This is a genomic window from Pseudomonas sp. PAMC 26793 (genome assembly GCF_000313235.1).
Taxonomy (GTDB): domain Bacteria; phylum Pseudomonadota; class Gammaproteobacteria; order Pseudomonadales; family Pseudomonadaceae; genus Aquipseudomonas; species Aquipseudomonas yamanorum.
The window spans coordinates 18,699-31,216 of the sequence record NZ_AMXG01000051.1; the positions used below are offsets into that span (position 1 = coordinate 18,699).

Below are 12,518 nucleotides of genomic sequence, written 5' to 3' on the forward strand. Positions count from 1 at the left end.
CTGGGGTGGGCGACGCCCCCCAGCCTTTCAATGTAATGCTAACAATTCAGCGCTCGATTTATAAACCCTCCGCATAATCCTTCCCGCCTTCACCTCATCCGCATAGCCTACGACGGACTTCGTTAATCATTTTGGGCGTGGAGAAACAGGTGGGCTTGAAAATTTCCCCATATCACGTGCATCCATCTCTGCTTGACTGCAACCCATGCGCTTGGCCCGTTCCCGGAGCGCCCAGATTTCCCCGCCCGAATCTACCGGTCTGCCCTGCAATTTAAGGACGAATTCGTGCCCTTTAATGACGTTGCTTGTTCCGGCACATTCCCAAACTCGCTGCGCATCAGATGTTGGCATTGGCGCATCTAAAGTACCCTTTGCGCCCTCGGATAGCGAGGGAGGCGTGTTGGTACAACCCGTAAGGGCAAACGCGAGCAGAATAAAGGTAAATCTCATCTAAATTCCTTTTTTTTTGACGGATTATTCGCGCGACTTTCAAGAGCTGTCGTGCGTTCAACAGGGGGTTAGTTTGGCAGGTTTAGACCACCCGCGAGATTAAATTAACTCTACTGCTATTGAGCGCTGAGCCGCTTCATTGACCATCTCACAGTTTCTAGCGAAACCGGAGTTCCATCAGCCCAAACGGAGTTACCACTTTGCTCCATTTCCAGGCTGTCACCGCTAAAGTGCCCGGTGAAAGTTTGTGTAACCGTGAGTTGCAGAACCCCCTCACTGTTTTTATTAACAATACGCCGCTCGCCTTTTATCCAATCACCTTTGCGCGTGAAGATAACGGGGTTATTAACACCGGGGTGGTCATTGGTGTAATAGGTCCATCGCTTAAAGACTACTGCTTGCGCTTCTGTGGTACGCCACCATATGAAGCTGCTGGCGTCTTTGAAATAAACATATACATGATATCGCGAGCCAGGGTCTTCGTTATCTGCGTACCAAAGCCCCTTCGGTACGGGGACAACGGGAGCTGTGGCGCAACCCAAGAGAAGCAAGCTGATACAAAACGAGAGAAGTATTTTTTTCATAAAGTCCATTTTCAGTTACAAGGCGAATCGCCTAAACGCGTTTAGTGCACACCGGCATAGATGTAATTCAGCGTTATCAGCTCAACCACCGCCACGAAAACGCACAGAGCAATGAAATTAGGGCTGAACACCCGCTTGCGGCCGGAAGAGCCTCCGCCCAGCCCAGCGACATCGGAATAGCCGGGGAGCATCATAAGGAAAGCCAAGCAAGCAATGACCCCTACCTTGCTCCAGAAGGTCTGCTCTCGCCATGCAGTCACCTATCTTGCCACCCACGGTAAGGGCAATTCATCGCTTTAAGGCGGCGTCTAAGCGCTGGGGATTCAGAGGAATCGTATACCCAGAGGTCAGAGGTGGCACGTGGGGAGAACTGAAGTGCGTCTCTAACAAACGCCTGGCTTGCGAGCCTCTGGAATTCCCGACATTGCTCAACTCGCTCGGCTTCCGTAGCTGGCATTGGTATGGCTTCGATTTTCTTTTCGTACTCAGTTTTTTCAAATAGCTTGCTGTAGCAGCCTGAGACAAATAGTGGGGCGACTATCAGTGCCGCGACCCGTAAGGCATTCATTCCACATTCCCTTGTGCACGCGAGCGCTACTCAGCTCGCAGTAGTTCGATTTAGGTTGCCGCATAAGACCATGCGCCTACTCGGGCTTGCTCCGGATTATTTGCCCAGCCTTCACCTCATCCGCATACCCCGCCAGCTTGTCCTCTGCCTCCTGAAAGCTCAGCGCGATCTTCATCAGATCGTTGGCGCCTTGTTCATCACCTGTCGCCAGAAGGCGCTTGGCGAAGACAAACAGATCGACGCCCGACCATTTGAGCAGCGCCGCAGCCTCTTTCAGGTCGCGGCGCAGTTGCTGGTTGGGTTTAGTGAGGGCCATAACGTCACACCGGTTGTCCGTTCCACACGTAAAGCACTCGGGCAAGGATGTGGGTGTCATCAACCCGGATGTCCTCGGCGTCGTGGTGCTTGTTGTCCGAGATCATCTTGAAGCGGTCCTTGCCTTTCTTTTGCAGGCGCTTCACGTACAGCATGTCGTCGTGGGAGAAGAGGTAGATGCCGTCGCCTGTGAACTCCCGGATCGTGATGTCGACGAGCAGCGGGTCGCGGTCTTTGATCGTTGGAGCCATCGATTGACCCCAGCCGGTGATCATCTTCAGATGGAAGTGCTCTTTGAAGGTGACGCCCAGGTCGCGTAGATGCTTTGGGCTGACCCTGATGTCCTGAAGCATTTCCGGGTATTCGTGCGGGATCTGTCCGCCGCCCATCGCCGCGCGCACATCGTAGTGGGCAATCCACACCTCATCGCCGACCTGGCCAGGGCGAGAGAAGTCGACGGTTATGACGTTGCTCGACTCGTCAGCGGCCGCAATGATCCTGTCACGAGCCGTGCTCGTTAAACCTTTGACCTTCGAAAGCATCTGCTTTATCTGGTCCGCCGCTGTCTGTGCGGATGTCTCGCCTGCGCGATCGCTCGAAGTCAGCTCTTCAGCTGGAGTTATCGACTCACCTGGCGATATGGAGTCAAACCAACCTCTGGGCAGCCCCTCGATCGCCTCGATTCTCCGCGCTACATCGTCTCCCAAATTCTTCGCTGTCTTGTCCGACAAAATCTGGCTCAGGTGCGCAGGCGCCATCCCCCAGCGCTCGGCGCACGCGCCTTTTCGCTGGTTGCCTATGAGGCTGATCAGTTGCTGTTTACGAATCGCATAAATATCCATGCGGGCAAGAATGCCAGCGTTTAGCTCAATGCTAAATGTGCTCAAAGCTAAATATCCCTTGCTACCATATTAGCCATAAGCTAAATTTCTCCCATGTTTAAGGAGAGATCCCATGAATGACCATCTGCGTGACTGGCTCGCCAGCGCTTCAAACGAACGGCGCCAGTCAGTGGCTGCCGCTGCCAAGACGACGGTAGGGCACCTGTGGCAGTTGGCAGGCGGCCATCGAAAGGCCTCGGCTGACCTGGCGGAACGCCTTCAAGACGCATCAGGAGGCGAGATCACCATCGCAGGTCTGCGCCCGGATCTTCTCGACCTCGCCCACAAAGTCCTGCGCGGCGCCGCCTGATACCCCTGCCCTTCGATCCATGAACAAAGTTTCGCCCACCCACTGGCAGGGCGCCACGGAAACAAATTTGAGGTTTTACGAATGGAAGATTTTCTGCGGGCTTGCCAGAGCGCTGTTCTGGATAACGAGGCAAAGGTACTGGCGGCAAAGATGGGTGTTCCACACGTTGGCTTGCTTCAGCGTGCGAACCCGGACAACGAGGCTCACCACCTGACCGTGGAGCATCTGTTCGGGATCTTGCTGCACACCGGCGATATGCGCCCACTGCTGGCTCTGGCCAACGAGTTCGGCTTTGACCTGGTATCGAAGTCAGCGCCGGAGCCGCAAGCGCTCACCAAGTCACTGATCAGCGTGAGCAAGGAAGTCGCCGACCTGACGATCGCCGTTCACGAAGCGCTGGACGACAACCACGTAAGCACTTTCGAAAAGAGCCTGATCCGCCAAGAGATCAATCACGTACGCCAGAGCCTGGACGTGATGGATTCGTCGGTAAAGGCGGCCTGAATTGCAGACACAAAAAAGCCACCGGACGAGGGTGGCTTTTTCTACAGCGGTAAACAACTGGAGCGAATCATGCACCAACACACAGAATCGATCAATACCCCCAACATTTCCGCGCCACGTTTTCTGCAATCGCAAAACGTGGCGCGGGACAAGATGAGCAGTTTTGATCTGCTCGAACTTGTAAATTCCGCGCGCACCGAATTTGGCGAAAGCGAAGTTCGCCGCAATGATTTTACGGCCCGGTGCCGTGATGAGCTTGAAGGTGAATACTACGAAACTTTCGTAGTAAAGAATCAGCGCGGTCCAGCGTCCGAGGGGCTGATGCTTACCAAGGATCAGTGCTTACTGGTCTCCATGCGAGAGTCGAAAGCGGTTCGCCGCAATGTTGTCGCCAAGATCAATGCGCTGGAAGCACCTGAACTTTCCACCATTCAGATCCTGCAGATCGCCATGGAGTCTGAAAAGGCCCGCTTGATGCTCGCTGCCCAGGTTGAGCAGCAGGCGACCAAGATCCACTCCTTGGAGAACCTGTTCAAGGAAGGCATGACCCACACCCAATTCTGCAAGGGCCTCAATGGGGTCAACGTCATGCAGGTGGGCAAGTACCTGGAAGCCCGAAGCTGGCTCTACAACGAGAGCAAGTCCGGCCTACGTCACCGTGTTGGCTCCTACGCCCGCGACAAGTACATGACCGAGCACCAGCACGAAGTCACCCCACACGGCAAAGACCCCTTCATCTCCTACACGCCGATCCTGCTGAAGAAGGGCGCCGCACGCCTTTATGACCTGTACCTGTCCAACGAACTGCCTATGAAGAAGACCTGGGACGGTCTGTTTACCCATGACAAGGCTCTACGAGGTGCAGCGTGAGCGTTCAATCCATGACCTGGGCCCTTGATCAGCGAGATATTCGTGACGCTACTGCGCGTCATGTGCTGCTCTGCCTGGCGAACTATGCAGACAAGAATGGCAAGGCGGCTTTCCCTTCCGCAAACAGCCTGAGCGAAGACACGGGCCTTTCCGTTCGTACCGTTCGCTACAAGCTCGACCACCTTGAAGAGATCGGAGCAATTCGTCTTGGTAATCAAGCCATTGCTGCTGCCTACATTGACCGTCACGACCGTCGCCCAGTTGTCTATGACCTGTGCATTGAACGGGGTGCATCTCCTGCACCCGGTGATAAGCGGGGTGCAAATGAAGACACAACGGGGTGCAGATCAGAACACAACGGGGTGCAGCTCACGACCGAACGGGGTGCAGGAGCTGCAGCCAATCCACCCTCTAACCATCCATTAACCATCAATGAACCGAAAGAGCAGGGCGCTGACGCGCCGCGCAAGCCTGCCAGGTTTGATCCGCTGACTGCCAAGCCGGGAAACGTGACAGCCGAAACCTGGGCTGACTGGTGCCAACACCGCAAGGAAATCCGCAAGCCACTGACCGCAAAGAGCTGCGAGCAACAGGCTAAGGCACTAGTGGGGCACGCAGCGCCGGACCAGGTCCTCGCCACCTCGATCGCCAACGGCTGGACCGGGATCTTCCCAGAGAAAGGCCCGAGCAACGTCCACCAGTTCCCGCAATCCCGTCACACCGGCTTCGCTGACCGCGACTACACCGCCGGCCTGACTCAGCGGGAGGATGGCACCTATGCGTTCTGACAAGATCGTTTCGATACCAAGCACCACACCGGCGCCGCAGCAGGCCACTGGCGTGTGCGAAGACCACGGACAATTCCCGCAGAAGCTCACGGTGATATTCGGCAAGGAATTCAGGACGACATGCCCTGAGTGCCAGCGCATCCACGCCGAAGAGGAAAAGACTCGTAGTCAGGCGCACGAAGCCGCTCTCGCGCAGCTGCACATGTCGCAAAAGCTGGGTGCCGCGCTGATCCCTAAACGCTTCGCGGGCAAGACATTCGGCGGGTACATCGCCGACACCGCCGAGCAGCAGAAGGCGCTGAAGACCTGCACTAGGTACGCCGGCGACTTCAAGCAGATCGCCGCCGCCGGCCGGTGCCTGTTGCTGCTGGGTAAGCCCGGCACCGGCAAGACGCATCTGTCGGTCGCCATCGCCAACGAGATCATGGCCACGTCCAGCGCAACCGCCGTGTACCGCACGATCGGCTCTGTCCTGCAGGCCATTCGCGCGACCTACGACCACAGCGGCGACAAGTCAGAGAGTCAGATCCTCGCGAGCCTCATCAGCCCCTCGCTGCTAATCCTCGACGAGATTGGCGTGAGCAAGGAGAAGCCCAGCGACTTCGAGCTGACCACCCTGTTCGCCATCATCAACGGTCGGTACGAAGAGCTACGACCCACCGTCATCGTCTCCAACCTCGACGCGAAGGCCTTGGCTACCGCTATCGGCGAGCGTTGCGCTGACAGGCTCCGGGAGGGCGGGGTGATCGTGATCCCGTTCGAGTGGGAATCACAGCGCGGCAAGGAGGGTTTCTGATGAGTAGCGAAAAATTGATGTGCTGGGTTTTCGGTATCGGCTTCTGGGTGATGTTCATCCTCCTGCAATTTACGTTCAGCCAGCGAGACGATGCTCGCAAGTTCCAGGCTCAGTTCAATGACATGCAGCTGGTCTGCCGGATGGTGAAACCATGAAACGAGCAAACCCAGCCCAGCTACGCCAATCCCTCGAGATGGCCAACACCATGGTCAAGCACGGGATCCGCTTCGTGTGCATGCCGGTGGTGGATGAGGCGGACTTGGCCAATCTCGCCAGCCAGGCCGCTGAGCGCTTTGAGCGCATGGCATTGATCGCAGAAGCAGCGGAGCGACGGACATGACCATCGACAAGCAGAAACTTCAGAAGCTGCTGTGGAGTGAAGTCGCTTCTTGGAAGGCTGACTGCGCGGAGTGGAAGCAGAACACGGAAGCGCTCGGTGAGTTCCTCGGCGAGAAAACCGTGGAGGAGGTGGCGCTGGGGCTGCTAGTCGAGAACGAAGACCTAAAGAGCGCCTGTGCTGCCCTTGACCGCGATAATACCAAGCTCAAGGCGGAGGTCGAGGCGCTGCGTGAGGATGACGTGCGATTTGTCGCCCTCATGGCCCAAGGAGAGCAGTCATGACCTACGCCAAGCCAGAAAGCTACACCGACGCCGACTGGGAAATGGTCCAGGGCTACATGCGCGGAAAGGACTCGCTACCACCGCAGCGCCGGAACGCAGCCTACATGCATGGGCACCGCAATGGCGTGTCGGATGCGGCTGGCGTGCCGCATGAGCGAGCCAATGTCCTGATCCGTCGGGCGAACATGATCCCAGGCATCACGCCAATGGCGCCGATAAATGCGGGTGGGCGCCATGGCTAAGCCAGCCAAACCCCGCCCAATGCCCGTGTACCTGGTGCTGCGCCGCCTGGTCGATCCGGCTACCGGCAAGGAGGTGGCCGCGTTCGTGCCGTCCTCCGACGCCGACCGGTCGATCCTGCGGGAGCGCGAATTCAAGATGAACGCGAAGATCCGCGCCGACCTCAAGCAGCCGCGCAACCCACGGTTCAATGGTTTGGTCCACGGCCTGGGCCGGGTGCTGAGCCAGAACATCGATCGGTTCTCTGGCAAGCAGTCCCACGACGCGATCAAGGCCCTGCAACTGGAGTCGGGCGTGTACTGCGACGAGGAAGCGTTCGACATCCCTGGCCTGGGCCAGCTCACCCGCAAGACACCCCGCAGCCTTTCCTACGACTCGATGGGGGAGGAGACATTCCAAGACTTCTGGCGCCAGTGCTGCGCGTACCTGGTGCTGCACGACTGGCCGACGCTCACGGAAGAGCGATTGACCGAAATGGCCGAGTTCGAAGCATTCAAGGAGGCCGCATGAGCCATAACTTCAAGCCGGGCGATCTGGTGATCATTATCAAAGCGCTCCCTGAGTGCGCCGAAAACATTGGCCGGAGTGTTGAAGTCGTCGAGGTTGATAGCCCGGCCATCGATGATTATCCGATTCGTGTCGGGGGCGAAAACCTTCTGGGCTTGAATCAATTTACCGGAGCTCCAGAGCTGACAGACCAGTGTTGGGGTTCCTCTAAATGTTTTATGCCCCTACGTGGCGACTTCACCCAAGACCAGCAGAAAGCCAAGGAGGCTGAGCCATGCTTGTAACAACCAAGGAACGGAAAAAGAAAACCTGCAAGAACCCAGCATGCGGCATCAGCTTCCCGCCGCAGCGACTGGGCCAGGCCGTATGCAGCCCTAAGTGCGGCCTGGCCATCAAGGACGTGAACCAGGCCAAAGCGCGTAAGTCGCTGGCCCAGGTTGAGCGCCGCGAGATCAAAGTACGCAAGGAGAAGCTGAAGAGCCGCGGCGAACACATGCGCGAGGCTCAGCAGGCGTTCAACGAATACATCCGCACGAGGGACCAGGCTGCCGGCCATCTCTGCATCTCCAGCGGCAAGCCGTTGGACTGGAGCGGCAACGCAGTCGATGCCGGCCACTACCGCAGCGTTGGCTCCGCGCCGCACCTGCGCTTCGATGAGCGCAACTGTCACGCCCAGAGCAAGCAGGACAACCGTTTCCTGTCGGGCAATGCCGTGGACTACCGGATCGGCCTGATTGCGCGAATCGGCCAGGAGGCCGTCGACGCTCTGGAAGCAGACCAGAGCGTGCGCAAGTACTCCGTCGAGCAGATCAAGGGCATCAAAGCCTACTACCGGGCTAAGACAAGAGAACTGAAGAGGGCTGCAGCATGAAGATCAATTCAGCGCGCCAGGCGTGGCATGACTGCAACTACAGCCCCGCGCCGGGCCAGTCCTCAGATGCCGCGGAGCTTGGGGTGGTGGTGCAGAGCAGCGAACGGGGGCCTACGGCAAATCATGCGGTGCACGGTGCTTTGGCCGGCCATATCCAGTCGGCGATAGCGCGTCTCCACTACCAGTTGCGGGCCTTCGGCAACGCCATGTACGCGGCAGAGCCGACCGATGATGATCGGGAGGAGGCGGAAGATGCGGTTTTCAACCTAGCGTGCTCTCGGGTAGAGCGCATGACTTCCAGTAAGCGTGAACGTGCCGTGTACGTCGCAAAGGGCGTGTTTCGCCGCTATCGCTACATGCACCAGGGGGGGCAGTCTTCCAACCCTGATCCGCTCATCAAGCCAGAAATCTTTCGTGCATGGGTGGAAGGGGAGTACGGCATCAAGCTCCCCTCAGCAGCTTGGGGGAGGGATTGGGAGCCCTTCGTGCAACTCTGCTTCGATGCCTGCTACGACATCGACGCCAAAGCACTGAGTCCAATTGGCGGGATAATTTACAAGATGAAAGAGGCCGCTTGACTTCCCGCACGGCTGAGGGCAATATTTCCCCACAGTTAGTATTTTGCCTTCGGCAACTTGCACTGGAAGTTCAAGAAAACCCGGCCATCGCGTCGGGTTTTTTATTGCCCACGGAAAGGGCGATTCAGCAAAAGGAATTTGCAGATGTTGAAAGAATTCAGATGCGGTAACTGCAAAAGACTTCTCGCCCGTACGGGTGGGTTTACAGAGCTCCAGATCAAATGTTCCCGATGTGGGACGCTGAATCATGTGAAGGCCACGAGCCTCGAGCAATCGCCCATGAGCGCCATACGCCCAATACAGAGGCCTGAACTTAAATCAGCTAAGTAACGGAGTTTAAAATGGAAAACGCAAATTCGGCGTCTCAAACCTTGCAAGATCTTTGGACCCAAGTGCAACCGGTGGATAACACCGGCATGCTTCGGCGCGTGGTTTTTGCGCAAGGCAAGTTTTTTGCGGCTGGTGGCAACGGTCTTCCCGCAACCACTCAGCTTGTCAGTGGAGGCGCAACTGGTACAGCGTGGACCAAGCTTAAGGGCGTCGTCACCTCTAATAGCGGAATGGTCCTCAACGAGCTGTACTGGAACGGTATTGGGACATCGCTTCAAGCCCTTTCTCAATCCGGCAATCTGATCTTCGGCGACGCAGCACGGCCTGAAAGGGATTGGACAAACCTTACGGCAACTGTTCGCGCGTCCGCGGACTTGCAAGGCATTGTGTTTTATCAACCAATTTCCGGTAACAGCTACACCTGGATACTGGTTGGGTCTAACGGTAAAGTCTTTTCCCGTTATAGCGATTGGTCAGGCCTGGTGGAGCGCTCTACGACCTTCACTTCTAGCGAGACTGTGTATTGCGTCAACGTCATTGACAGTTTTGTGTTGGTTGCGGGATCGAATGGGAAGCTGCTTAGCGCTGTGAAGGTGGCGACGGATAATCTGCAAAACTTCACGCCCAGAACCAGCACCTTCGGCACTAGCACCATCCTTTCCATGAAGCTTTGCAACGGGAAAATGTTTATCGTTGGTGCGGATGGCAAGATGGCATATTCATCCTATGGGCTTAGCTGGACTGCTGTTGAAGATACCAGTTTCGGTGGAACCATCATCCGCGACATTGCTTACGGTAATGGCAAGTATGTAGCTGTCGGCGACGGCGGCAAGACAGCCGTTTCCGAGGATGGGATCGGCTGGGTTCAGCAAGCCAACACTTTCGCAGGAACCGATATCCGGAGCGTCGCCTACGGCAACGGCAATTTTATAGCTGTTGGTGCAGGCGGCAAGATTGCTTACTGGACTCCATGATCTTCTATCTCCTTGCGTAATAGAGCCCAGCCGTCGCGCTGGGCTTTTTCATTTCTGATTCAGGCTCGCCACAGCCAGGGTGGCCCTTCGGGGGATGCCTGGACGCGGATAAGCCGGTAGTGCCGCGCTACGGAAAAACACCGGCAGCCCGCGCGCTCTGTTCACACCTGACTTCCAGAGTGGCGCGAGACCAGATCAGCGAGATCGATGCATTTGGGCGTCGACGCTGGAATTGTCTGTGGCTGGCAGCGCGGAAAGACGCGCACACCTATTCATGGCCTCAGCATTCGCTGGGGCTTTTCTCGTTATGAGGCACAGCAAATGTCCCACACGATTCAGTCCGAAGATTACGTGCCGGGTGTTTCCGGCTGGAAAATTGATACTGATAAGGGGGCCTTCGAGCTTGCATCTGACCGGGTGAAAGTTTCAGGGGCTGACCCTAAAGCCGTGTACTGCGGCAAGTCCCTTAAAGAAAGCCAGAAGCCGTTCATAGTTATTGACGGTGTCACCTACATCAATGCGGAGTGCCTCAAGGAGGCCTCGGTTGAGAGCCGGCTCTCCGCGAATTGGTCTATTCGAGTGCAGCTAGGCGCCGATGGTCGACAATGCGCAGCCGGTATCGGCATCGGCGAGCGTGAGGGCTTCGAGCTCAACCTGGCCGACCAGGTCAAAGAAGTGATCCGCTCCGAGCTCATGCCTGGCGGTCTGCTTCACCGGTCACGCTAATTCCCGCTCGCCACTGCGCGAGCCTTTTCGTTTTCGGCCCCGCCACACCCTTCGCTCTGAGCAGGGAGTGCCGCCGGGGCTGACCTATTTCAAACATGCCCCACGGAGTCGAGCGCATGGAGTATCTACAGCGCCTGCTCGACAAGATCGACAGGTTCGAATTACTGATTGCGGGCCTTGTTGGCGCTGTGATCGCGAGTTGGTGGCACAAGGACGACCTGAACGACTGGCGTGCCTGGATGATCTTCCTCATCACCGGCATGGCCTGCTCGATCTACCTGACGAGCATGGTCAGCACCTACCTGGGCGTGACCGAGCCGAAGATCGTCGCCGGTATCGGCTTCCTGCTGGGGGCATTCGGCGGCTCGCTTCTGGCGGCCATCAATCGAGCCATCAAATCCGCTGACCTCTGGGCGCTCATTCGCCAGCGGTTCGGGGGAGGCAACCCACCATGAATCTTGAACTGATCAACTCCATCGCCTGCGGCCTTATCGCGCTGTGGGCAGCCTGGTGCGTACTGAGCGGGAAGGTGAGGGACGGCATTCTCGGCAAGCTGATCTACTCGGCCATCGCCATCAGCGGTTTCGTCGTTATGGCGCGCAGCCAGAACATTTTCTTCGGCCCGAGCAGTGCCGGACTGACGCTGCATGTTGCCCTGGCCATGGCCGGTGCCCGGCACATCTTCATGGTCACTTACTGGCAGCGGGTGAAGGTCTGGCTCTGCCGGACGCTGAACTGCGAGCACTGCCTGCACTGCGACAAGGGGCCAGGTGGTGTCGAGCGCCGGAGCAAGTAATCCGCGCCACGTTTTCAAAATAGCCGAATCGTGGCGCGAGTCAGGTCCATTCCAATGATGGTCGCGACCGCTGTCCTGAATGCTCGCTATCTAGCTGATGAGTTATCCTTCGGGAAACTAATAAGCGCTCTTCAGGTTATCTCTATGCCGCGATTCGAAGCTTTCAGTAATGGGCAGCATATTGGTTGGTCCGATTTAGAACTCGGCGATCCGCCCATGGGGGTTGCGTTCGGCGTATTTGTTCCGGCTCCTGGATATTCCAGTATCCAGGAGCAGGTCAGAGCCTGCGCTCAGTGTGATCAAAGCCATTTCAATTTTACTGTGCGCATAGTGGACGGAGAGGAAATTCGTGCTGCGGGAGTGTCCGTTGCGGACTATTCGGCCGATTGCGGGGAGGACGCAATAGAGCTAAGTGTCTTAGGTATCGAGTACCCAGCATATGGTGATGTCTTTCCTGAGCACGTCGCGGCCTACAAACGCCAATTGAGTTCGTAGATACACGTCGTGTTGCTAAAGGCTTGGGAGGCCAAGGTGTGCCGCAGGTGAGTGCGGCACAGGTTGGTCATTCGGCGTGTTCAGCGTTGAGCCTTGAGCAGACAGAGTCAGCCTCAGCCTTTTCTTCGTAAACTCCGTGCTTACTGCGTTGCTCGACGTCCTTGCTATCAACTATACGGTACTTTTTCTTGCCGGTTGTATTGCCTTGCTCGTCGATTAGGTCTGTGTCGATAACTTTGAATCTGATGTCCATGGTGGGCCTCTGTTGATTTTTGATCCCTACCAATACCGGCATGGTCGAACTCTTGCAACCA

At 56.9% G+C, this 12,518-nt stretch carries 25 protein-coding genes; 19 read left to right on the forward strand and 6 right to left on the reverse strand.

Annotated features, from left to right (window positions below; all coding sequences use genetic code 11):
• Window positions 1-126: 126 nt before the first annotated feature.
• The 5 genes from D109_RS1000000133340 to D109_RS0126845 all read right to left on the reverse strand — a co-directional run bounded on the left by D109_RS1000000133340 (window position 127) and on the right by D109_RS0126845 (window position 2,759).
• Window positions 127-450 carry a hypothetical protein gene (locus tag D109_RS1000000133340; RefSeq protein ID WP_081585402.1) on the reverse strand — a complete coding sequence of 108 codons (324 nt, stop codon included), beginning with the start codon at window positions 448-450 and terminating at the stop codon, window positions 127-129.
• Between the two features lie 116 nt (window positions 451-566).
• A complete protein-coding gene (locus D109_RS1000000134375) occupies window positions 567-1,034 on the reverse strand; it encodes a hypothetical protein (RefSeq protein WP_177325545.1) in 468 nt (155 codons plus the stop codon).
• Between the two features lie 41 nt (window positions 1,035-1,075).
• Window positions 1,076-1,294: a hypothetical protein gene (locus tag D109_RS1000000135045; RefSeq protein WP_026078237.1), complete on the reverse strand. Its 219-nt coding sequence runs from the start codon at window positions 1,292-1,294 to the stop codon at window positions 1,076-1,078.
• A 384-nt stretch (window positions 1,295-1,678) separates the two neighbouring features.
• Window positions 1,679-1,918, reverse strand: coding sequence for a hypothetical protein (locus tag D109_RS0126840; protein WP_017479600.1), 240 nt, complete (start codon window positions 1,916-1,918; stop codon window positions 1,679-1,681).
• Between the two features lie 4 nt (window positions 1,919-1,922).
• On the reverse strand, window positions 1,923-2,759 hold the full coding sequence (locus D109_RS0126845) for a S24 family peptidase (RefSeq protein WP_017479601.1): 837 nt from the start codon (window positions 2,757-2,759) through the stop codon (window positions 1,923-1,925).
• A 112-nt stretch (window positions 2,760-2,871) separates the two neighbouring features.
• Here D109_RS0126845 and D109_RS0126850 point away from each other — a divergent pair, with 112 nt between their 5' ends.
• The 19 genes from D109_RS0126850 to D109_RS1000000134380 all read left to right on the forward strand — a co-directional run bounded on the left by D109_RS0126850 (window position 2,872) and on the right by D109_RS1000000134380 (window position 12,204).
• Entirely contained in the window at window positions 2,872-3,108 is a 237-nt protein-coding gene (locus D109_RS0126850) for a hypothetical protein (protein WP_017479602.1), read from the forward strand.
• 81 nt (window positions 3,109-3,189) lie between these two features.
• Complete coding sequence (locus D109_RS0126855; protein ID WP_017479603.1) at window positions 3,190-3,612, forward strand: phage regulatory CII family protein; 423 nt, start codon at window positions 3,190-3,192, stop codon at window positions 3,610-3,612.
• Between the two features lie 69 nt (window positions 3,613-3,681).
• Window positions 3,682-4,482, forward strand: coding sequence for a hypothetical protein (locus D109_RS0126860; protein WP_017479604.1), 801 nt, complete (start codon window positions 3,682-3,684; stop codon window positions 4,480-4,482).
• Window positions 4,479-5,270, forward strand: coding sequence for a helix-turn-helix domain-containing protein (locus D109_RS0126865; RefSeq protein WP_026078239.1), 792 nt, complete (start codon window positions 4,479-4,481; stop codon window positions 5,268-5,270). The genes D109_RS0126860 and D109_RS0126865 overlap by 4 nt, the downstream gene beginning before the upstream one ends.
• A complete protein-coding gene (locus D109_RS0126870; protein ID WP_017479606.1) occupies window positions 5,260-6,066 on the forward strand; it encodes an ATP-binding protein in 807 nt (268 codons plus the stop codon). The genes D109_RS0126865 and D109_RS0126870 overlap by 11 nt, the downstream gene beginning before the upstream one ends.
• The gene (locus D109_RS1000000134685; RefSeq protein WP_017479607.1) at window positions 6,066-6,221 is read left to right on the forward strand and encodes a hypothetical protein; all 156 of its coding nucleotides are present in this window, start codon (window positions 6,066-6,068) and stop codon (window positions 6,219-6,221) included. Before D109_RS0126870 ends, D109_RS1000000134685 begins: the two co-directional genes overlap by 1 nt.
• The gene (locus D109_RS0126880) at window positions 6,218-6,406 is read left to right on the forward strand and encodes a DUF1382 family protein (RefSeq protein WP_017479608.1); all 189 of its coding nucleotides are present in this window, start codon (window positions 6,218-6,220) and stop codon (window positions 6,404-6,406) included. The genes D109_RS1000000134685 and D109_RS0126880 overlap by 4 nt, the downstream gene beginning before the upstream one ends.
• The gene (locus tag D109_RS01000000132190) at window positions 6,403-6,687 is read left to right on the forward strand and encodes a hypothetical protein (protein WP_017479609.1); all 285 of its coding nucleotides are present in this window, start codon (window positions 6,403-6,405) and stop codon (window positions 6,685-6,687) included. The genes D109_RS0126880 and D109_RS01000000132190 overlap by 4 nt, the downstream gene beginning before the upstream one ends.
• Entirely contained in the window at window positions 6,684-6,929 is a 246-nt protein-coding gene (locus D109_RS0126890; RefSeq protein ID WP_017479610.1) for a hypothetical protein, read from the forward strand. Before D109_RS01000000132190 ends, D109_RS0126890 begins: the two co-directional genes overlap by 4 nt.
• The gene (locus tag D109_RS0126895; protein WP_026078240.1) at window positions 6,922-7,437 is read left to right on the forward strand and encodes a hypothetical protein; all 516 of its coding nucleotides are present in this window, start codon (window positions 6,922-6,924) and stop codon (window positions 7,435-7,437) included. Before D109_RS0126890 ends, D109_RS0126895 begins: the two co-directional genes overlap by 8 nt.
• Window positions 7,434-7,718, forward strand: a complete 285-nt coding sequence (locus tag D109_RS0126900; RefSeq protein WP_017479612.1) for a hypothetical protein — start codon at window positions 7,434-7,436, stop codon at window positions 7,716-7,718. Before D109_RS0126895 ends, D109_RS0126900 begins: the two co-directional genes overlap by 4 nt.
• Window positions 7,709-8,305, forward strand: coding sequence for a recombination protein NinG (locus D109_RS0126905; RefSeq protein WP_017479613.1), 597 nt, complete (start codon window positions 7,709-7,711; stop codon window positions 8,303-8,305). The genes D109_RS0126900 and D109_RS0126905 overlap by 10 nt, the downstream gene beginning before the upstream one ends.
• Entirely contained in the window at window positions 8,302-8,883 is a 582-nt protein-coding gene (locus D109_RS0126910; RefSeq protein WP_017479614.1) for a hypothetical protein, read from the forward strand. Before D109_RS0126905 ends, D109_RS0126910 begins: the two co-directional genes overlap by 4 nt.
• A 144-nt stretch (window positions 8,884-9,027) precedes the next feature.
• Complete coding sequence (locus D109_RS1000000133345; protein WP_081585403.1) at window positions 9,028-9,213, forward strand: Com family DNA-binding transcriptional regulator; 186 nt, start codon at window positions 9,028-9,030, stop codon at window positions 9,211-9,213.
• 11 nt (window positions 9,214-9,224) lie between these two features.
• Complete coding sequence (locus D109_RS0126915; protein ID WP_017479615.1) at window positions 9,225-10,187, forward strand: hypothetical protein; 963 nt, start codon at window positions 9,225-9,227, stop codon at window positions 10,185-10,187.
• Window positions 10,188-10,394: 207 nt separating this feature from the next.
• A complete protein-coding gene (locus tag D109_RS1000000132385) occupies window positions 10,395-10,913 on the forward strand; it encodes a DUF1983 domain-containing protein (RefSeq protein ID WP_152416414.1) in 519 nt (172 codons plus the stop codon).
• A 116-nt stretch (window positions 10,914-11,029) separates the two neighbouring features.
• Window positions 11,030-11,368 (forward strand): hypothetical protein, encoded by a 339-nt coding sequence (locus D109_RS0126925; RefSeq protein WP_003218335.1) that lies wholly within the window; start codon window positions 11,030-11,032, stop codon window positions 11,366-11,368.
• A complete protein-coding gene (locus tag D109_RS0126930) occupies window positions 11,365-11,709 on the forward strand; it encodes a hypothetical protein (RefSeq protein WP_017479617.1) in 345 nt (114 codons plus the stop codon). The genes D109_RS0126925 and D109_RS0126930 overlap by 4 nt, the downstream gene beginning before the upstream one ends.
• A 54-nt stretch (window positions 11,710-11,763) precedes the next feature.
• On the forward strand, window positions 11,764-12,204 hold the full coding sequence (locus D109_RS1000000134380; protein ID WP_017479618.1) for a hypothetical protein: 441 nt from the start codon (window positions 11,764-11,766) through the stop codon (window positions 12,202-12,204).
• A 67-nt stretch (window positions 12,205-12,271) separates the two neighbouring features.
• On the opposite strand, the gene D109_RS0126940 is transcribed toward D109_RS1000000134380, so the two are convergent.
• Window positions 12,272-12,499, reverse strand: coding sequence for a hypothetical protein (locus D109_RS0126940; RefSeq protein WP_017479619.1), 228 nt, complete (start codon window positions 12,497-12,499; stop codon window positions 12,272-12,274).
• Between the last annotated feature and the right edge of the window lie 19 nt (window positions 12,500-12,518).